The organism is Streptomyces sp. NPDC091412, assembly GCF_044756885.1.
Lineage (GTDB): Bacteria > Actinomycetota > Actinomycetes > Streptomycetales > Streptomycetaceae > Streptomyces.
Map to the genome: position 1 here is coordinate 143,256 of NZ_JBIVTV010000001.1, position 19,411 is coordinate 162,666.

Sequence of the window (19,411 nt, forward strand, 5' to 3'; positions counted from 1 at the left end):
TGATTGGTTGGGGGTATGTGTACTGCCTACAAAGGCGGCATCGGCGGAGTCTAGGCGAGTCCGCATGCAAGGAACAACGCTCAGCATGACACCTGGGTTCCTCCCCGGGCCAATACCTCAGCCCTCACGCCCCGAACAGGCCCTGTTGTCCGTTTCCCGCAGCTGACGAGCCGGGCGGGGTGAGACCGAGGTGCGCCCAGGCGGCGGGGGTGGCAACACGGCCGCGCGGAGTGCGGGCGAGCAGGCCCTCGCGGACGAGGAACGGCTCGGCAACCTCCTCGACGGTCTCACGCTCCTCGCCCACGGCGACCGCGAGCGTCGACAGGCCGACCGGGCCGCCGCCGAAGAGCTTCAGCAGTGCCTCGAGGACCGCCCGGTCGAGCCGGTCGAGGCCGCGGGCGTCGACCTCGTAGACCGCCAGGGCCGCGGCGGCGATCTCGCGCGTGATGGTCCCGTCTGCCTTGACCTGCGCGTAGTCGCGGACGCGGCGCAGCAGGCGGTTGGCGATGCGCGGGGTGCCCCGGGAGCGGCCGGCGATCTCGGCGGCGCCGTCGGTGTCGATCCGGACGTCGAGCAGGTTCGCCGAGCGGTGGACGACGCGCTCCAGCTCCGCGGGCCCGTAGAACTCCATGTGCGCGGTGAAGCCGAAGCGGTCGCGCAGCGGGGGTGGCAGCAGGCCCGCGCGTGTGGTGGCGCCCACGAGGGTGAAGGGAGGCAGTTCGAGCGGGATGGCGGTGGCGCCGGGCCCCTTGCCGACGATCACGTCGACCCGGAAGTCCTCCATCGCCATGTAGAGCATCTCCTCGGCGGGCCTCGACATGCGGTGGATCTCGTCGAGGAAGAGCACCTCGCCCTCCTGGAGGGAGGACAGGATGGCCGCGAGGTCGCCGGCGTGCTGGATGGCGGGACCCGAGGTGATGCGGATGGGGGCGCCCATCTCGGCCGCGATGATCATGGACAGAGTGGTCTTTCCCAGGCCGGGGGCGCCGGACAGCAGCACGTGGTCGGCGGTGGCGCCGCGCGCCCGGGCGGCGCGCAGCACGAGGTCGAGCTGCTCGCGGACCTTCTCCTGGCCGATGAACTCGCCCAGGTCCTTGGGGCGCAGGGCAGCCTCGACGGCCTGGTCCTCACCGTCGGCGGCGGAGCCCACCAGCCGCTCCGCCCCGGGGCCGACGCGCTCCTCGGCGGCGGGCGTGTCGGTCGTGTCGTCCCAGTTCACTCACGTACTCCTGGCTCAGCGGGCTCGGTTCAGGGTCTGCAGGGCCGCCTTGAGCAACTGGCCCACCTGGGGCGTGCCGCCGGCGGCCTCGGCCTGGGGTGCCACGGCGGTCACCGCCTCGTCGGCCTCGCGGGTGGCGTACCCGAGGCCGATCAGCGCCGCGTGCAGCTGGTCGCGCCAGCCCTGGGTGACCGGTGCGCCGACGACGGGTGCGCCGATGGGCTCGCCGAGCCGGTCCTTGAGCTCCAGCAGGAGCTTCTGGGCGCCCTTCTTGCCGATGCCCGGGACGGCGGTGAGGGCCTTCTCGTCGCCGGTGGCGACGGCCCGGCGCAGGGCGTCGGGCGTGTGCACGGCCAGCATCGCCTGGGCGAGCCGCGGTCCCACCCCGCTGGCGGTCTGCAGCAGCTCGAAGACCTGGCGCTCGTCGTCGTCCGCGAAGCCGTACAGGGTCAGTGAGTCCTCCCGTACGACGAGGGAGGTGGCGAGCCTGGACGGCCGGCCGAGGCGGAGCGTGGACAGCGTGTTCGGGGTGCACTGCACGGCCATGCCGACACCGCCGACCTCGATCACCGCGGCGTCGGGGGCGAGGGCTGCGACCGTGCCGCTGACGAAGGCGATCATGCCGTACGGCCTTTCGTTGTCGTCGTTGTCGTCGGGTGTCCGGCCGCGTGCGCGGCGACGGCCTGCTGGAGCCGGTTCTGGGCGGGGGCTCGCCAGATGTGGCAGATGGCCAGGGCGAGAGCGTCGGCGGCGTCGGCCGGCTTGGGGGGCGCGGCGAGCCGCAGCAGCCGGGTGACCATGGCGCCGACCTGCGCCTTGTCGGCGCGGCCGCTTCCGGTGACGGCGGCCTTGACCTCGCTGGGGGTGTGCAGGGCGACCGGGATGCCGCGGCGGGCCGCGCACAGCATCGCCACGGCGCTCGCCTGGGCGGTGCCCATCACCGTGCGCACGTTGTGCTGGCTGAAGACGCGTTCCACCGCCACGTATTCGGGGCGGTGCTCGTCCAGCCACCGCTCTATCCCCTGCTCGACGGCGACCAGGCGGTGGCTCAGGTCGGCGTCCACGGGGGTGCGGACGACTCCGACGCCGAGCATGGTCAGCGGCCGGCCCGCGACTCCCTCGACGACACCGACGCCGCAGCGGGTCAGTCCGGGGTCGACTCCCAGTACGCGCACGCGTGTCCCCTCCCCTCGTGACATGGTCGCGGTCCGTGGTGGTGATCTTTGCCTGACGCCAGGCTATCCGCTGCCACCGACAACGACGGCGGGCCGGCGGGAATGTCCCACCGGCCCGTCATGCGTGCGGGGCGACCGCGCGTCCGCGGCGGCGTTACGCCTCGACCTTCTCCATGATCTCGTCGCTGACGTCGAAGTTGGCGAAGACGTTCTGCACGTCGTCGCTGTCCTCGAGCGCGTCGATCAGCTTGAAGATCTTCTTGGCACCTTCCTCGTCCAGCTCCACCTGCATGGTGGGGACGAAGTTGGCCTCGGCGGAGTCGTAGTCGATGCCGGCCTCCTGGAGGGCGGTGCGGACCGCCACCAGGTCGGTGGCCTCGCTGAGCACCTCGAAGGACTCGCCGATGTCGTTGACCTCCTCGGCGCCCGCTTCCAGGACGGCCGTCAGGACGTCGTCCTCCGCCAAGTCGCCCTTGGGGACGATCACGACGCCCTTGCGGTTGAAGAGGTACGACACCGAGCCCGGGTCGGCCATGGAGCCGCCGTTGCGGGTCATGGCGACGCGGACGTCGGAGGCGGCGCGGTTGCGGTTGTCGGTGAGGCACTCGATGAGCACCGCGACACCGTTCGGCCCGTAACCCTCGTACATGATCGTCTCGTAGTCGGCGCCGCCGGCCTCGAGACCGCCGCCGCGCTTGATGGCCGAGTCGATGTTCTTGTTCGGCACCGACTGCTTCTTGGCCTTCTGCACGGCGTCGTAGAGCGTCGGGTTGCCGTCCAGGTCGACGCCGCCCATGCGAGCCGCGACCTCGATGTTCTTGATCAGCTTCGCGAAGAGCTTGCCGCGCTTGGCATCGATGACGGCCTTCTTGTGCTTCGTCGTGGCCCATTTAGAGTGGCCGGACATCTGCCTGTCTCCTTCGCGTAACCCGTCTGCGTACGAACGCAGGAATCCTACAAGGACTCCGGTGTCCGGTTCGCGCGCACCATGTCGACGAACAGGGCGTGCACACGGTGGTCGCCGGTCAGCTCCGGGTGGAACGACGTGGCCAGCGCGTTGCCCTGACGGACCGCGACGATGTGGCCGTCGTGCTCGGCGAGCACCTCGGCCCCGGCGCCGACGGACTCGACCCAGGGGGCGCGGATGAAGACGCCCTCCACAGGATCTCCCAGAACGCCCTTGACGTCGACGGCGGCCTCGAACGACTCGTTCTGCCGTCCGAAGGCGTTGCGGCGCACGATCATGTCGATACCGCCGACGGTCTCCTGGCCCGAACGCGGGTCGAGGATCTTGTCGGCGAGCATGATCATGCCGGCGCAGGTGCCGTAGACGGGCATGCCGTCCCGCACGCGCGCGCGGAGGGGGTCCATCACTCCGAAGAGGACGGCCAGCTTGGAGATGGTGGTGGACTCGCCGCCGGGGAGGACGAGGCCGTCGACCTCGGCGAGCTCTTCGGGGCGCCGCACCGGCCTGGCCACGGCGTCCGCCGCGGCCAGGGCGATGAGGTGCTCCCGTACGTCGCCCTGAAGGGCCAGGACGCCAATGACGGGTGAGTCGGTCATGTACGTGGGGTCTCTCTGCGTGCGGTCCCTCGGAGCCGGCTCACCAGCCGCGGTTGGCGTAGCGCTCGGTCTCGGGGAGGGTGTCGCAGTTGATGCCGACCATGGCCTCGCCGAGGTTGCGGGACGCCTCCGCGATGATCTTCGGGTCGTCGTAGAAGGTGGTGGCCTTCACGATGGCGGCGGCGCGCTTGGCCGGGTCGCCGGACTTGAAGATGCCGGAGCCGACGAAGACGCCCTCGGCGCCGAGCTGGCGCATCAGGGCCGCGTCGGCGGGGGTGGCCACACCGCCGGCGGAGAACAGCACGACCGGGAGCTTGCCCAGCTCGGCGACCTCCTTGACCAGCTCGTACGGGGCGCGCAGCTCCTTGGCGGCGGCGTACAGCTCGTGGTTGTCGTAGCCGCGCAGGCGGGCGATCTCGTTCTTGATCTGGCGCAGGTGGCGGACCGCCTCGACGACGTTGCCGGTGCCGGCCTCGCCCTTGGAGCGGATCATCGCGGCGCCCTCGGCGATCCGGCGCAGGGCCTCGCCGAGGTTGGTGGCGCCGCAGACGAAGGGGGTGGTGAAGGCCCACTTGTCGGAGTGGTTGACCTCGTCGGCCGGGGTGAGGACCTCGGACTCGTCGATGTAGTCGACGCCGAGCGACTGAAGGACCTGGGCCTCGACGAAGTGGCCGATGCGGGACTTGGCCATGACCGGGATGGAGACGGCGTCGATGATGCCCTCGATCATGTCCGGGTCGGACATGCGGGCCACGCCGCCGTCCTTGCGGATGTCGGCGGGGACACGCTCCAGGGCCATGACCGCGACGGCGCCCGCGTCCTCGGCGATCTTCGCCTGCTCCGGCGTGACGACGTCCATGATCACGCCACCCTTGAGCTGCTCGGCCATGCCGCGCTTCACACGGGCGGTACCGGTCTCGGGAGTCTGGGCGGAGTCGGAAATCGTGGTGGACACGGGTGACCTCACTTGGTGAGAAGAGGGTGTGGTGCGTCACCGAGGAAACGGGATTGGACCAGTCCACGGCAAGGGCCAATGGGAACCCGGTGGATCCTTTTCGCCCGGCACCGCCCGAAAGGGCGCCACTGGTTCCGGTCAGGCGGCCCGCTCCGCCAGGGCCGTCGGCGGCTCGTCGTCCATCTCGAAGGCCATGGGGAAAGGGGCGTGTCCGGCCAGCCGGAACCACCGCACCTTGCGGTGCTCACGCAGCCGGCGGGCGGCTCCCACCGCGTCGTTGTGGAAGCGGCGCGCCATCGGCACCCTGCGCACGGCCTCGGTCAGCTCGTGCGCCGCCTCCTCTCCCCCGGGCGCCTCGCGCACCGCCTCGACCTGCTGGGCCTCCGCGAACACGGCCCGCAGAGCCTGACTCAACTCGCTCTCCGCGACCTCCCGTTGCTCCTCCTCGGCCTGCCGCGCGGCGTGCGCGGACTCGTACAGCACGATGGAGGCGGCCGGGTCCAGCACGCCGGAGGTGGCCAGTTCCTGCGCCACCGAGGCCCGCCGCAGCAACTGCGCGTCCAGCGCGGCCCGCGCGGCGTCGATACGGGCGTGCAGCCGGTCCAGCCGCCCGGCCGTCCAGCTCAGATACAGCCCGATGGCCACGAGCGCGACGACAATCCAGATGAGCGTTACGGTCACGGGCGGCAAGGCTACCGGGACGCGCCGCCCGGACGGCCTGGGCCTTGCGTCCCGGATGCGTTGCCGAGGTCAGTCGCGGGCCAGGCCCAGGCGGGCCCGCAGCCCCGTGGTGCGTTCGTCGGCGGCGACGGCCGCGGCGCCGGCGGTGACCGTTTCGTAGACGGAGAGGATGTCGGCGCCGACGGTCGACCAGTCGAAGCGGCGCACATGGGTGCTGCCGCGTTCGCGCAGTTCGGCTCGGCGGGACGGGTCGGACAGCAGGCGCACGGCGGCTTCGGCGAGGGCGTCGGCGTCCTCGTTGGCGAAGAGTTCACCGGCCTTGCCGTGGTCCAGGACCTGGGCGAAGGCGTCCAGGTCCGAGGCGAGGACCGGGGCTCCGGCCGACAGGGCCTCGACCAGGATGATGCCGAAGCTCTCCCCGCCGGTGTTCGGGGCCACGTACAGGTCCACGCTGCGCAGGAGACGCGCTTTGTCCTCGTCGCTGATCATGCCCAGGAACTCCACGCGCGAGCGCAGTTCCCTCGGCAGGTCCTCCACCGCCTGCTCCTCGTCCCCGCGGCCCGCGACCAGCAGACGGGCCCCCGGGCGGGCGGCGAGGATCCCGGGCAGCGCCCGCATCAGCACGGGCAGGCCCTTGCGGGGCTCGTCGATGCGGCCGATGAAACCGATCGTGTCCCCCTGCCACTCCGGCTTGGGCTCGGCACGGGCGAAGAAGTCGACGTCGACGCCGTTGGGGATGACCACCGCGTCGCCGCCGAGGTGCTCGACGAGGGTGCGGCGGGCGTACTCGCTCACCGCGATCCGCGCGCTGATCTTCTCCAGGGCCGCCTGGAGGATGGCGTACGCGGCGATCATCGCCCGCGACCGGGGATTGGAGGTGTGGAAGGTGGCGACGATCGGTCCCTGGGCCGCCCAGCAGGCCAGCAGGCCCAGCGACGGCGAGGTCGGCTCGTGGATGTGGATCACGTCGAACCGGCCCTCGTGCAGCCAGCGCCGCACCCGGGCCGCCGACAGGAAGCCGAAGTTGAGCCGGGCCACCGAGCCGTTGTAGGGCACCGGGACCGCCCGGCCGGCCGAGACGGCGTAGGGCGGCAGCGGGGTGTCGTCGTCGGCGGGGGCGAGGACGGACACCTCGTGGCCGAGGCCGATGAAGTACTCCGCCAGGTCCCGGATGTGGAACTGCACACCACCGGGCACGTCCCACGAGTACGGGCAGACGATGCCGATCCTCACGCCGTCGCCTTCCCGGGACGCGCCGGATCCCGCCCGGGATCCAGGTCCGCGAGCCACAAGCGCTGAAGCATGTGCCAGTCCTCCGGATGCTCGGCGATCCCCGTGGCGAAGGCGTCGGCCAGCGCCTGTGTCATGACAGACGTCTTCTCGGCCCGCGTACCTGTCCCGGGCACGTCGACCGGGGGATGGACACGGCCCCGCATGACGGGCGAGTCGTCGTACCAGAGGGTGACGGGCAGCAGCAGGGCTCCCGTCTGCTGGGCGAGGAGGGCGGGCCCGGCGGGCATCCGGGCCGTCTCGCCGAAGAACGTCACCTCCACCCCGGAGGCCGACAGGTCACGGTCGGCGACCAGGCAGACCAGGCCGCCGTCGCGCAGCCGCCGGGCCAGCGTGCCGAACGCGGAACCGCCGCTGTGCGGCAGGACCTCCATGCCGAGGCCCTCGCGGTAGGCGACGAACCGGTCGTAGAGCGTCTCCGGCTTCAGCCGCTCGGCGACCGTCGTGAACGGCGTCTTCAGCTCGGTGGTGACCCAGGCGCCGGCCAGGTCCCAGTTGGCCAGGTGGGGCAGGGCGAGGACGACGCCCTTGCCTGCCGCCAGACCGTCGGTCAGGTGGTGCAGGTCCTTGGGGTCGAAGCCCGCCCTGATCCGCTCGGCGCTCCAGGCCGGCAGTCGGAAGGACTCCATCCAGTAGCGCAGGTACGAGCGCATCCCCGCACGCGACAGCTCGGCGAGGCGCTCGGGGGTCGCGTCGGGGAGCACGCGCGCGTAGTTGCCCTCCAGCCGCCGCACACCCTTGCCCCGCTGGCGCCAGGCCAGGTCGGCGACCGTGCGGCCGAGTCGCGCGGCGACCGGTTCGGGGAGCTTCTTCACGGTGCCCCAGCCGAGCCCGTACAGCCCGTCGGTGAGCCGCTCCTGGACGGTCATTTCGCCGCTCCGCTCCCCTGCTCCCGCCGGGCCGCCTCGGCCTCCGCCTCGGCCGACTCCCGGCGCACCGTGACGACCCGCTGGATCAGCGTGACCAGGCTGCCCGCGGCGACGATCCACAGGGCGATCGGCAGCAGGTACTGGATGCCCGGCACCCCGAACTTGTGCAGGCCCGCGAACCCGGCCGCGACCAGCGAGATCACCAGCCGCTCGGCACGCTCGACCAGCCCGTTGACGGCGACCGGCAGGCCGATCGACTCGCCCCGGGCCTTGGTGTACGACACCACCTGGCCGCTGGCCAGACAGAAGATCGACACCGCGCACAGCACGTTGTCGTTGCCCTGACCCGCGTACCACAGGGCGAATCCGCCGAAGATCGCGCCGTCGGCGACCCGGTCGAGCGTGGAGTCGAGGAAGGCGCCCCAGCGGCTGGAGCGGCCGAGCTGGCGGGCCATGTTGCCGTCGACGAGGTCGGAGAACACGAACAGCGTGATCACGACCGTGCCCCAGAAGAACTCGCCCCGCGGGTAGAAGACCAGCGCGCCCGCGACCACTCCGGCGGTCCCGATGAGCGTGACCGTGTCCGGGCTCACGCCCCGGCGGATGAGAAACGCGGCGAACGGTGTGAGGACACGCGTGAAGAATGCACGCGCGTACTTGTTCAGCATGGCCTTCCCGAGGGTCGGTGTCGCCGGGCGGCCCCTGCTGGCCACCGGCTGGCCCATCGTAGCCACGCACGCGCGTGCGCGGAGGTCGGGCGCCCGACCTCCGCGGGCACCGGCGGCCACCCGTGCGCAAGCGCTGGTCGACGCCGGGATCGGGTCCTTCGTATGGACGCAGCGTGACGGGAGTGGAAAGCTCGAAGGACCGCGGGCGTCGCAGGAGCCGCCAGTGCACGCGGTGCCGCGTGTCCGCGCCCACAGTGACCTCACCCTCAACGGGAGGCAGGATCATGGGCGACAAGACGCAGACCCACCCCGGAGCCGCCGGCAGGGCAAGGGCGGCCGACCATCCCGCATCCGTACGCAATGTGGTGCTGGTCGGCCACTCCGGATCGGGCAAGACGACCCTGGTGGAGGCTCTCGCGCTGACCGCGGGAGCGGTGAACCGTGCGGGCCGCGTGGAGGACGGCGGCAGCATCTCGGACTACGACGAGATCGAGCACCGGCAGCAGCGCTCGGTACAGCTCTCCCTGGTGCCCGTCGAATGGGACGGCATCAAGATCAACGTGCTGGACACCCCCGGCTACGCCGACTTCGTCGGGGAACTCAGGGCCGGTCTGCGCGCCGCGGACGCGGCCCTGTTCGTCGTCTCGGCCTCCGACGGCGTGGACGGCTCGACCCGCATGGTCTGGGAGGAGTGCGCGGCCGTCGGCATGCCCCGCGCCATCGTGATCACACACCTGGAGGCCGCCCGCGCGGACTTCGAGGAGATGACACGGGTGTGCGCGGAGGCGTTCGGCGCGGACGACCCCGACGCCGTCCTGCCCCTCTACCTGCCGCTGCGCGGCCCGCAGGGACCCGACGGGCACGCGCCCGCGACCGGTCTGGTCGGACTGCTGACGCAGAAGCTGTTCGACTACTCCTCCGGCGAGCGCAAGGAGTCCGAACCGGGCGAGGACCAGCTGCCGCAGCTGGAGGAGGCCCGCAACCGGCTGATCGAGGGCATCATCGCCGAGAGCGAGGACGAGACCCTCATGGACCGCTACCTCGGCGGTGAACAGGTCGACGTCAAGACGCTCATCGAGGACCTGGAACGAGCCGTCGCCCGCGGGGCGTTCTTCCCCGTCCTGGCCGCCGCGCCCGCCGCCGAGGGCGCCAAGCAGGGCATCGGCACCGTGGAAATCCTGGAGCTGATCATCCGCGGCTTCCCCACCCCGCTGGAGCACGAGGCACCCGCGGTCACCACCATCGACGGCGGCCCGCGCGAACTGCGGCCGTGCGACCCGGACGGGCCGCTGGTCGCCGAGATCGTCAAGACCTCCTCCGACCCGTACGTCGGCCGCGTCTCCCTGATTCGCGTCTTCTCCGGCACCCTGCGCCCCGACGAGACCGTGCACGTCTCCGGACACGGCCTGGCCGACCGCGGACACGAGGACCACGATGTCGACGAGCGGGTCGGCGCCCTGTCCACCCCCTTCGGCAAGCAGCAGCGCCCGGTGACGCACGTCATCGCCGGCGACCTCGCGTGCGTGGCGAAACTGGGCCGCGCCGAGACCGGCGACACGCTCTCCGCCAAGGACGACCCGCTGCTGATGGAGCCGTGGCAGATGCCCGACCCGCTGCTGCCCCTCGCCATCCAGGCCCACAGCAAACCCGACGAGGACAAGCTCTCCCAGGGCCTGGCCCGGCTCGTCGCGGAGGACCCGACGATGCGCCTGGAGCAGAACCAGGACACCCACCAGGTGGTGCTGTGGTGCCTCGGCGAGGCCCACGCCGACGTCGCCCTGGAGCGGCTGCGCAGCCGCTACGGCGTCCAGGTCGACGTCGTACCGCACCGCGTCTCGCTGCGCGAGACGTTCGCGGACCGGTCCGCGGGGCGCGGACGGCACGTCAAGCAGTCCGGCGGCCACGGCCAGTACGCCATCTGCGAGATCGAGGTGGAACCGCTGCCGGGCGGCTCGGGCATCGAGTTCGTGGACAAGGTCGTCGGCGGAGCCGTGCCACGGCAGTTCATCCCCTCGGTGGAGAAGGGGGTACGGACCCAGGCCGCCAAGGGCGTCGCCGCCGGCCACCCGCTGATCGACGTACGCGTCACCCTGCTGGACGGCAAGGCCCACTCGGTGGACTCCTCCGACGCGGCCTTCCAGACCGCGGGGGCGCTCGCACTGCGGGAGGCCGCGGCCGACGCGCGGATCCACCTGCTGGAACCGGTGGCCGAGGTGACCGTGCTGGTCGGCGACGACTACGTGGGGCCCGTGATGAGCGACTTGTCCGGACGGCGCGGCCGGGTGCTCGGCACCGAACAGGTGGGCAGCGGCCGCACCCTGATACGCGCCGAGGTGCCCGAGATCGAGATCGGCCGGTACGCGATCGACCTGCGCTCCCTGTCGCACGGCACGGCCCGCTTCGACCGACGGTACGTACGGCACGAGCCGATGCCGCCCCAGGTGGCCGACCGCATACGCCAACAGGAGCGCGAGGCCTCATAGTCGGCGCGCCCGGCGCACAACCAGGGCACTGGAACGCATCGTTGCGAACAGGTGGACGGCTCCGGCCGTCCACCTGTCCACGCGCTCCGCTGCCGATACCCTGATGACCTGATCAACAGGTGTGCGGGGCAGGGAAGTCGGGAAGGCCGCAGATGCAGGAGCGGCGGCAATGGGGGCGGAAGTGACGGACGGATTCGATTTCAGTCCCGGGGCTCAGGTGCCCCTGTCCGGCTCGGCGGGGCAGACGGCGGCGACCAACGCGCTCGCCGCGGCCGCCTACCGGGACGACGAAGTGACCAAGATCCTGGCCGCGGACAACGAATGGCACCAGTCCAAGGTCAGTCTGCCGCGCCCCTGGGCGAAGATCTTCCGCCCCAGGTTCGGCGAGGCCTTCTCCCGCGCGGTGATCGACCGCATGCTCGGCGCCGGGCGCAAACCGCTCATCCAGTCCTTCGGCCTCGAACCCCAGGTCGTCGTGGAGCACTGCCTGGCCGCCCACCGCATCCGCCGCGACCGCGACAACTGGCTGACGGCGGTGACGGTACTGTGCGGGCTGCTCTTCCTGCCCGGCCTCTTCGTGTGGCTGCTCGTGTTCACCTTGCGCGCCACCATCGGCAAACGTGAGGACAAACGAGCCGGCGCGCTCGCCAACACCCTGCTGGTCGCCATGGCCGCACTCGCCGTGCTCTTCCTGATCAAGATGCCCTTCACCGACTTCTGGGCCTGGTACGCACGCGCGGCGGTCGTCATGCCCGTGATCGGCTGGTTCTGGGCCAAGCAGATCTGCGAACGCTCGGCGCGCGAACTGCGGGAGCGCTGGGAAGGCCTCCTGACCGGCGGCGGCGTGGGCGCCAAGATCCCCGAAGCCGTTCCGGGCAACCCCGGCGACGCGGCCGAACAAGTACGCAAGGAACTCGCCCGGCTCAGCGCCGAGCAGCGCTCCAACTCCGTCTTCTACGCCGGGCCCAAGGGCATACTCGGCATGGGCACCCGCTGGGGCAGCTGGCAGCTGGCCGAGGAACTGGTCTCCGCCGAACCGGGCAAGGAGTTCCACCCCTTCCGCAGCTGGGACGTCATCACCGCGATCCAGGGCGGCCTGGCCATGCTCGAACGCACCTCCGTCAACACCGGCGGCTTCCCCAAGCCGACCGTCACCCACTGGGTCGTCACACCGATCGGGGAGAACGCCAAGGAGGTCTCCCGGCCGAGCGGCACCGACGTCGAGACGTACACGGTCAGGACGCACGCCATACAGGACATCTGCAACAAGCAGCAGTTCGGCAGCGGCGACCGCCACTACCTCGGGGTCCAGTGGACCCTCTGGGACGGCCATCTGGTCATCACCATGCTGGTCACCGTGACGGTGCTGCACGACACCCTGCGCGTCGAGGTCACCGGCCACGCCCTGGGACCGGTCAACCCCCTGTTCAACGAGAAACCGGCGGCCAAGGAGAAGGAAGTCCAGAAGGCGCTCCGCTTCTGGGAGACCCGCAAGGTGAAACTGCCCCTGATCGACGCCGACGAGGTGGTACGGCTCGCCGCCCGCGCCCCCCTGTCCTGGTACCCGCCGCTGCTGAAGTGGCTCGGCGGCAGCCTCACCCTGCCCGAGCCGTTCGGCCTGCGGCACGCCTGGGCCGACCAGCCCTGGCGGCACCGCTTCATGGCCGACGACGCGCTGCGCGCCGCCACCCCCGTGCTGCGGGTGGTGCACGCCGCGGCGCTCAAGGTCCTCAAGGAGAACGGCGTGAACGTCGAGAAGTTCGGCTCCCGCTCCGCGGTCCTCAGCGGCGCCGTCCAGGACGTGTCGCCGAGGAAGGCCGACTCCTACGACGCGTGAGGCGTACGCCCGTCGGACGGACTAGGCCTGCCAGGCCTCCGCGAGCATCTTGCGGGTGTCGGCGAGAAGCTGCGGCAGCACCTTCGTGTGGCCGACCACCGGCATGAAGTTCGTGTCACCGCCCCAGCGGGGCACGATGTGCTGGTGCAGATGGGCGGCGATACCGGCGCCGGCGACCGTGCCCTGGTTCATGCCGATGTTGAAGCCATGGGCGCCGGAGGCGGCGCGCAGCGCCCGCATCGCCTGCTTGGTCAGCTCCGCCAGCTCCGCGGTCTCCGCCTCGGTCAGGTCGGTGTAGTCGGCGACGTGACGGTAGGGCACGGTCATCAGGTGGCCGCCGTTGTAGGGGTACAGATTGAGCACCGCGTACACCAGCTCGCCGCGCCGGACGATCAGCCCGTCCTCGTCGGACTTGGCCGGGATCGAGCAGAAGGGGCAGCCGTCGTCGGCACCGGGGCCGCTCGGCTTGTTCTCGCCCTGGATGTAGGCCATCCGATGGGGCGTCCACAGGCGCTGGAACGCGTCCTGCGTCCCCACTCCGATCTGCTGCTCCGGCTCACTCGTCATGCGTGCAGCATATGGCGTGCGGCCTGCGGGCAGGCAAAGGCCCCCGGGGATGCCCCGGGGGCCTGAAGACCTATGTCGCTGGGCGCCGCATCACACCTGTACGCGGCGCTCCACCACGTCGAGGAGCTTCGCCAGCGCCTCGTCACGCGGAATGCCGTTCTCCTGGGAACCGTCGCGGTAGCGGAACGACACCGTGCCCGCGTTCATGTCGTCGTCACCGACGATGATCATGAACGGCACCTTGAGCTTCTGATGCGTCCTGATCTTCTTCTGCATGCGGTCCGAGGAGGAGTCCACCTCGACGCGCAGGCCCTTCTTCTTCGCGTCCGCGGCGAACTTCTGGAGGTACTCCACGTGGGCGTCGCCCACCGGAATACCGACCGCCTGGACGGGCGCCAGCCACGCCGGGAACGCGCCCGCGTAGTGCTCCAGCAGGACCGCGAAGAACCGCTCGATGCTTCCGAACAGCGCGCGGTGGATCATGACCGGGCGCTGCTTGGTGCCGTCCGCGGCCGTGTACTCCAGGTCGAAGCGCTCGGGCAGGTTGAAGTCGAGCTGGACCGTCGACATCTGCCAGGTGCGGCCGATCGCGTCCTTGACCTGGACGGAGATCTTCGGGCCGTAGAACGCCGCGCCACCCGGGTCCGGGACCAGCTGCAGGCCCTGCTTCTCGCCGACCTGGCGCAGGGTCTCGGTGGCCTCCTCCCAGACCTCGTCGGAGCCGACGTACTTCTCCGGGTCCTTGGTGGAAAGCTCCAGGTAGAAGTCGGTCAGGCCGTAGTCGCGCAGCAGGTTCAGCACGAAGGTGAGCGTCTTGTCGAGCTCGTCGGCCATCTGCTCGCGGGTGCAGTAGATGTGCGCGTCGTCCTGGGTGAAGCCGCGGGCACGGGTCAGGCCGTGCACGACACCCGACTTCTCGTAGCGGTAGACCGTGCCGAATTCGAAGAGCCGCAGGGGCAGTTCCCGGTACGACCGCCCGCGTGCGTCGAAGATCAGGTTGTGCATCGGGCAGTTCATGGGCTTGAGGTAGTAGTCCACGCCCTCGTCGAGCTGCATGGGCGGGTACATGCCTTCGGCGTACCAGTCCAGGTGGCCCGAGGTCTCGAAGAGCTTCCCCTTGGTCGCGTGCGGGGTGTAGACGAACTCGTAGCCCTCCTCCTCGTGGCGGCGGCGCGAGTAGTCCTCCATTACCCGGCGGATGATGCCGCCCTTGGGGTGGAAGACCGCCAGGCCGGAGCCGATCTGCTCGGGGATGGAGAACAGGTCCAGCTCGTTGCCCAGCTTGCGGTGGTCGCGCTTCTCGGCCTCGGCGAGGAAGTCCAGGTGCGCCTTCAGCTCGTCCTTGGACGGCCAGGCGGTGCCGTAGATGCGCTGGAGCTGCTTGTTCTTCTCGTTGCCGCGCCAGTACGCCGAGGCGTTGCGCATCAGCTTGAACGCCGGGATCAGCCGGGTGGAGGGCAGGTGGGGACCGCGGCAGAGGTCCTTCCAGCACAGCTCGCCGGTCTTGGCGTCCAGGTTGTCGTAGATCGTCAGCTCGCCGGCGCCGACCTCGACGTCCGCTCCGTCATCGTGCGAAGCCGACCCCTTGAGACCGATCAGCTCCAGCTTGTACGGCTCGTCGGCCAGCTCCTCGCGGGCGGCCTCGTCGGTGACGACGCGGCGGGAGAAGCGCTGGCCCCGCTTCTGGATCTCCTGCATCTTCTTCTCGATGGCCTTGAGATCCTCGGGCGTGAACGGCTTCTCGACGTCGAAGTCGTAGTAGAAGCCGTCCCTGACCGGCGGGCCGATGCCCAGCTTGGCCTCCGGGAAGATCTCCTGCACGGCCTGCGCCATGACGTGCGCGGTGGAGTGGCGCAGGATGTTGAGGCCGTCCTCGGAGGAGATCTCGACGCCCTCGACGGTCTCGCCGTCCTCGATCTCGTGGGCGAGGTCCCTGAGTTCGCCACCGACGCGCGCGGCGACGATCGAGCGCTCGCCGGCGAAGAGGTCGGCGGCCGTGGTGCCCGTCGTCACCGTGCGCTCTTCCCGCTCGGAATCGCGTTGGATGATCACACGGACGTCTGACACCGGTCTCTCCTGACTGCAGGTGGGGTGCGGCGCCATACCTGGAGCGCGCGCATGACTGGGATCGTACCGACCCCGGGCCCGTGACCGCGAAACGATTACGCACGGTCCACGGTCGGTCGCGGTCGTCCGCGTCAGTCGCGGTCGTCCCCGCCGCACGCCTCCTCGAAGCAGTCCGTGTCCTTGGCGTTCTCCTGCAACGACTTCATCAGCCGGTCCCGCTCCTCGTCGTCCACCTGCACGGGTACGACGCCCGAGGCGCCCGTGAGCCGGCGGAAGCCGCCGCGGCTCTCCAGCCGTCCGAGCACCCGCACCGGCAGTCCGACGAGGTGGGCGTGCCCGGCGATGCGGTAGTCCTCCTCGTCCAGGGTCGCGCGCACGTACGGCACTTCTGCGCCCGCGAGCACCCGCAGCCGTACGGTGCCCTCGCCGCGCGGCTGCGCACGGCGCAGCCGCACCACGGTGCCGGTGATCCGCGCGGGCACCGACGGTTCGGCGTGCAGATAGCGGGCGCCCGCCTCGCGCAGCACGGGCAGGTCGCCCGGCGAGAACTCGACGGCCTCTGCGGCGGCCGCGCAGGCCTCGGGGACGCCCGCGGCGGGCGCCCACTCGACAGCGACGCGCGCGCCCTCGGTGCCGCGGACGAGGGCGGCGACGGCCTCGGTGAGCTCACGGCTGGCGCCCGCGCGGACGGCGCCGTCGAAGGCGTCCATGGCGCCGGTGGCCCGGCGGTAGTCGACGGCCTCGCGGACGGCGTACAGGGCCTGGTGGAGGCATACGGCGAGGGGGCGTCCGGGGTCGACGGGGACGAAGGCGGTCAGGCCGCGGCCGTCGGCGGCGGAGCCGACGAGGACGTGGTCCAGGCACGCTGCGGCCGTACGCCGGTGGCGGGCGCCGTGGTAGCCGGCACGCGCGCGTGTGGCGAGCGCGGCGGCGAGCAGCATCTGCCGGGCGGCGCCGCGCAGCCGTTCCTCGACGGTCCAGCCGGCGGCGTCGGCAGGCCCCTCCGGCACGTCCCGCCACCAGCGGATCTCGTCGCTGGGCAGGCTGAGCGCGACCAGTACCTCGCGCGCGGAGGGCGTGCCGCTGCGGGCGAGGGCGTCCAGTGCCTCGCCGAGCAGGTCGTCGCTGTCGGGGAAGGCGCGGCTCTCGGGCACGAGCAGGCTGGTGCCGGCGCCGCCGGGGCCGGGCGGGGTCCAGCGGCCGTAGCGGCCGACGGCGCCGCCGCGCCGCTGCCAGCCGTGCCGGCGCAGCAGGGCCCCGAGGACGGCGGGGTCGACGTCGGAGGGCGCGGGGAGGCGGTTGCGGTGGGCGCCGACGGGGTGCGGTCGCACCGGTCGCAGCGGCTGGCCGAGGGGGCGGTGTGTCATGGTCTGCCTCCCGTCCCGACCCGCGTCATGATCTCGCACAGGGCCCGGTCGTCGAAGATGCGCGAGGTCGGCATCCGCACGGTGGTGCGGTGCCGGCCGGTGACGGGGTGGCCGGCGAGGTTGACCCAGTAGCAGCAGTGTCTGAGGTCGAGCCGGTCGTGGCCGGCGCGCAGCCACTGGTCCTGCGACCGGGGCACGATCATCACGACGAGGATCTTGTGCACCGAGACCGGGGTGCGGGCGAGTTTCGCCAGGTGGGCGTTGTCGAGCGTGAAGGAGAAGAACCGGCCCGGGGGGTTGGGCGGTACCTGGTAGGTGCACTTCAGCTGCACCTTGATGGTCACCTCGTCGTCGACGGTGTGACCGGGGGCGCTGTGGCTGACGTGCCAGTCGATGCCGTTGTCGGGGAAGGGCTGCGACAGCGAGCAGCCGGCCGCCGCGGCGACCGCGTGCAGATAGCCCACCTGAAGTGTCTCCATGCAGGCGGTGGTGGCGAGTGTGCCCCGTGGGGCGCTCGCGCGCTCGGGCAGCAGCCCGCCCCGCTCGGGCTGCGCCATCACCATGACCAACAGCCTTCCACGATTGGTGAATCCCCGCTGCGGGCGCGTGAACTGCAAAGACCCGCACTCCTGTTGTGTCCTTCCGGCGTACGGCGCAAACAGCCCGGGTATCACCAAACGGGCAGAAGGCGAACGCAGGAGACGCCGCGTCAGCTGCCCGGGTAGACCGAGGAGTTGTGGGCGTATGACGTGCTGGTACGAGGGGCCTCTGGCCGCGTTCGACACGGAGACGACGGGCGTCGACGTCGAGACCGACCGCATCGTGTCGGCCGCCGTCGTCGTCCAGGACGGCCCGGGCTTCCGGCCGCGGGTTCACCGCTGGCTGGTGAACCCGGGCGTGCCGGTTCCGGAGGCGGCGACGGCGGTGCACGGGCTGACCGACGAGCATCTCCAGCGCAACGGGCGCTGGCCGGCGCCGGTGGTGTACGAGTTGGCCGAGGAGCTGGCGGAGCAGGCCGCTCTGGGGCGGCCGCTGGTGGTGATGAACGCGCCGTTCGATCTGACGCTGCTGGACCGGGAGTTGCGCCGCCATCGGGCCTCGTCGCTGGAGCGCTGGTTCGAGGCGTCGCCGCTGCGGGTGCTGGATCCGCGGGTGCTGGACAAGCATCTCGACCGCTACCGCAAGGGCAGGCGCACCCTCACCGACCTGTGCGCGCACTACGGCGTGGCCTTGCAGGACGCGCACGACGCGGCGGCGGACGCCCTGGCCGCGCTGGAGGTGGTCCGCGCGCTCGGCCGCCACTTCGCGGCCCGCCTGGAACAGCTGACCCCGGCGGAACTGCACACGCTGCAGACGGGATGGCACGCGGCGCAGGCCCGCGGTCTTCAGGCGTGGTTCGCGCGCAGCGGGACGGAGGAGACGGTGGACCCGTCGTGGCCGCTGCGTCCGGACCTGCCGGCGGCGGCCGCCTAGTGCTGTGGCCGGAAAGGTTTGCCGGGAAGCTCGCGGCGTCCGGTGCGGTGCCTCGCAAGGCGGAGCATTGCCCGCGTACTGGATGTACTCGGGTGATGCGACAACGCGGCGTGGGGGTACCCCCGGCCGAAGGCTGGGGGAGTGCCGTGCCGGACGCCGCGAGCCGGTGAACCTTTCCGGTCACAGCACTAGGCATGTGAAAGGCCGGTCCGCCTGTGCGGACCGGCCTTACCCGGTGGGCGATACTGGGTTCGAACCAGTGACCTCTTCGGTGTGAACGAAGCGCTCTCCCACTGAGCTAATCGCCCGGGAACGCACTGAACCATACAGGCCCGCGGGGCGTTCGTTCAAACCGCTTCCAGGTGGGCGGCCAGTCCGCGTCGTCCGGCTCGCATCATCAGCCGGTGGTTGGCGCGGAAGAGGGGCCGGCCGGGCACGGCGAGCCGCCTGAGCAGCGGTTTGTTCACGTCGACGATCTGGTCGTAGCGGGCGAGGGTGCCGGTGCCGTGCGCGGTGAGCGTCCAGCGCGCCCAGCCGTCGACGTCCCCGGTGAGCGCGGCCTCCAGGACTCCGGCGGCCGGGTCGCGGCGCACCTCGCGCGCGGTGAAGGTCAGGTCGTGGGGCAGGAGGGAACGGATCCGGATGACGCCGGTCGCCGGGTCGGTCCGGGTCACCTCGCGCACCTGCCGCCACCAGTGCGGGTAGTCCTCGACCCGCTCCAGCGCCCGGTAGACGGCGTCGGGCGGTGCGGGCAGGGTCCACCGGGTGCGGAAGCGGTAGTGGGTCCAGTCCATGGAACGAGTCTGGCCCGGACGCCCGCGGTTCGGGATCTCTTCTTCCGTACCCATGAAGAAAGGTGACGGCGTTTTGGAAAAGGTCCGGGGATTTTCTCCGGCGGCGTCCGGCACTTCTCTCGGAATGGGACATAGTCCCGGAAGTCGGCCTTCTCCTTGATCCTCAAATACTTCTTCGGGAAGAACGGGACGGAGAGGGTCGACTTCTCGGCGCGTTCGCCGGCGCTCCACTCAGAAGTAACGGATCGTCACCGCGCTCTCTGGCGCCTCAGACATACACCAACGGCCCGTCCGCGTGATCGCAGACGGGCCGCCGGTTCCGGGTGGGCGATACTGGGTTCGAACCAGTGACCTCTTCGGTGTGAACGAAGCGCTCTCCCACTGAGCTAATCGCCCGGGCACA

18 protein-coding genes and 2 tRNA genes are annotated in these 19,411 nt (G+C 71.0%); 3 read left to right on the plus strand and 17 right to left on the minus strand.

Annotated elements, in window-relative coordinates:
* Positions 1 to 124: 124 nt before the first annotated feature.
* The 10 genes from ruvB to pgsA form a co-directional block, all read right to left on the minus strand.
* Complete coding sequence (gene ruvB, locus ACIQMV_RS00600; RefSeq protein ID WP_141362732.1) at positions 125 to 1,219, minus strand: Holliday junction branch migration DNA helicase RuvB; 1,095 nt, start codon at positions 1,217 to 1,219, stop codon at positions 125 to 127.
* 15 nt (positions 1,220 to 1,234) lie between these two features.
* On the minus strand, positions 1,235 to 1,840 hold the full coding sequence (gene ruvA, locus ACIQMV_RS00605) for a Holliday junction branch migration protein RuvA (protein WP_141362730.1): 606 nt from the start codon (positions 1,838 to 1,840) through the stop codon (positions 1,235 to 1,237).
* Complete coding sequence (gene ruvC, locus ACIQMV_RS00610) at positions 1,837 to 2,394, minus strand: crossover junction endodeoxyribonuclease RuvC (protein ID WP_141362728.1); 558 nt, start codon at positions 2,392 to 2,394, stop codon at positions 1,837 to 1,839. Before ruvC ends, ruvA begins: the two co-directional genes overlap by 4 nt.
* 154 nt (positions 2,395 to 2,548) lie before the next feature.
* Positions 2,549 to 3,301 carry a YebC/PmpR family DNA-binding transcriptional regulator gene (locus tag ACIQMV_RS00615; RefSeq protein WP_141362726.1) on the minus strand — a complete coding sequence of 251 codons (753 nt, stop codon included), beginning with the start codon at positions 3,299 to 3,301 and terminating at the stop codon, positions 2,549 to 2,551.
* Positions 3,302 to 3,348: 47 nt separating this feature from the next.
* A complete protein-coding gene (pdxT, locus tag ACIQMV_RS00620; protein ID WP_401777833.1) occupies positions 3,349 to 3,957 on the minus strand; it encodes a pyridoxal 5'-phosphate synthase glutaminase subunit PdxT in 609 nt (202 codons plus the stop codon).
* Positions 3,958 to 3,997: 40 nt separating this feature from the next.
* A complete protein-coding gene (pdxS, locus tag ACIQMV_RS00625) occupies positions 3,998 to 4,846 on the minus strand; it encodes a pyridoxal 5'-phosphate synthase lyase subunit PdxS (RefSeq protein ID WP_253266445.1) in 849 nt (282 codons plus the stop codon).
* A 204-nt stretch (positions 4,847 to 5,050) separates the two neighbouring features.
* Positions 5,051 to 5,593, minus strand: coding sequence for a hypothetical protein (locus tag ACIQMV_RS00630; protein ID WP_141362720.1), 543 nt, complete (start codon positions 5,591 to 5,593; stop codon positions 5,051 to 5,053).
* Positions 5,594 to 5,662: 69 nt separating this feature from the next.
* Positions 5,663 to 6,826: a glycosyltransferase family 4 protein gene (locus ACIQMV_RS00635; RefSeq protein ID WP_402590059.1), complete on the minus strand. Its 1,164-nt coding sequence runs from the start codon at positions 6,824 to 6,826 to the stop codon at positions 5,663 to 5,665.
* Positions 6,823 to 7,752, minus strand: coding sequence for a phosphatidylinositol mannoside acyltransferase (locus ACIQMV_RS00640; protein WP_402590060.1), 930 nt, complete (start codon positions 7,750 to 7,752; stop codon positions 6,823 to 6,825). The genes ACIQMV_RS00635 and ACIQMV_RS00640 overlap by 4 nt, the downstream gene beginning before the upstream one ends.
* Positions 7,749 to 8,477 carry a phosphatidylinositol phosphate synthase gene (gene pgsA / locus ACIQMV_RS00645; RefSeq protein ID WP_141362714.1) on the minus strand — a complete coding sequence of 243 codons (729 nt, stop codon included), beginning with the start codon at positions 8,475 to 8,477 and terminating at the stop codon, positions 7,749 to 7,751. The genes ACIQMV_RS00640 and pgsA overlap by 4 nt, the downstream gene beginning before the upstream one ends.
* 227 nt (positions 8,478 to 8,704) lie before the next feature.
* Here pgsA and ACIQMV_RS00650 point away from each other — a divergent pair, with 227 nt between their 5' ends.
* Together ACIQMV_RS00650 and ACIQMV_RS00655 are read left to right on the plus strand one after the other, a co-directional pair.
* Positions 8,705 to 10,903, plus strand: coding sequence for an elongation factor G-like protein EF-G2 (locus ACIQMV_RS00650; RefSeq protein ID WP_141362712.1), 2,199 nt, complete (start codon positions 8,705 to 8,707; stop codon positions 10,901 to 10,903).
* A 169-nt stretch (positions 10,904 to 11,072) separates the two neighbouring features.
* Positions 11,073 to 12,740, plus strand: coding sequence for a hypothetical protein (locus ACIQMV_RS00655; protein ID WP_402590062.1), 1,668 nt, complete (start codon positions 11,073 to 11,075; stop codon positions 12,738 to 12,740).
* 21 nt (positions 12,741 to 12,761) lie between these two features.
* Here ACIQMV_RS00655 and ACIQMV_RS00660 read toward each other — a convergent pair whose 3' ends face one another.
* From ACIQMV_RS00660 to ACIQMV_RS00675, 4 genes are all read right to left on the minus strand, one after another.
* Positions 12,762 to 13,307, minus strand: a complete 546-nt coding sequence (locus ACIQMV_RS00660; protein WP_390840828.1) for an HIT family protein — start codon at positions 13,305 to 13,307, stop codon at positions 12,762 to 12,764.
* A 90-nt stretch (positions 13,308 to 13,397) separates the two neighbouring features.
* Positions 13,398 to 15,374, minus strand: coding sequence for a threonine--tRNA ligase (gene thrS, locus ACIQMV_RS00665; protein WP_141362707.1), 1,977 nt, complete (start codon positions 15,372 to 15,374; stop codon positions 13,398 to 13,400).
* Positions 15,375 to 15,505: 131 nt separating this feature from the next.
* Positions 15,506 to 16,741: a hypothetical protein gene (locus tag ACIQMV_RS00670; protein WP_402590065.1), complete on the minus strand. Its 1,236-nt coding sequence runs from the start codon at positions 16,739 to 16,741 to the stop codon at positions 15,506 to 15,508.
* On the minus strand, positions 16,738 to 17,304 hold the full coding sequence (locus ACIQMV_RS00675; protein ID WP_402590067.1) for a DUF4365 domain-containing protein: 567 nt from the start codon (positions 17,302 to 17,304) through the stop codon (positions 16,738 to 16,740). The genes ACIQMV_RS00670 and ACIQMV_RS00675 overlap by 4 nt, the downstream gene beginning before the upstream one ends.
* 181 nt (positions 17,305 to 17,485) lie before the next feature.
* On the opposite strand from ACIQMV_RS00675, the gene ACIQMV_RS00680 reads away from it, so the two are divergent.
* Positions 17,486 to 18,214 (plus strand): 3'-5' exonuclease, encoded by a 729-nt coding sequence (locus tag ACIQMV_RS00680; RefSeq protein ID WP_141362701.1) that lies wholly within the window; start codon positions 17,486 to 17,488, stop codon positions 18,212 to 18,214.
* Between the two features lie 236 nt (positions 18,215 to 18,450).
* Here the strand turns inward: ACIQMV_RS00680 and ACIQMV_RS00685 are convergent.
* The 3 genes from ACIQMV_RS00685 to ACIQMV_RS00695 form a co-directional block, all read right to left on the minus strand.
* A tRNA-Val gene (locus tag ACIQMV_RS00685) sits at positions 18,451 to 18,522 on the minus strand.
* A 39-nt stretch (positions 18,523 to 18,561) separates the two neighbouring features.
* Positions 18,562 to 19,008 carry an SRPBCC family protein gene (locus ACIQMV_RS00690; RefSeq protein ID WP_402590068.1) on the minus strand — a complete coding sequence of 149 codons (447 nt, stop codon included), beginning with the start codon at positions 19,006 to 19,008 and terminating at the stop codon, positions 18,562 to 18,564.
* A gap of 324 nt (positions 19,009 to 19,332) precedes the next feature.
* Positions 19,333 to 19,404 (minus strand) — tRNA-Val (locus tag ACIQMV_RS00695).
* Positions 19,405 to 19,411 lie beyond the last annotated feature (7 nt).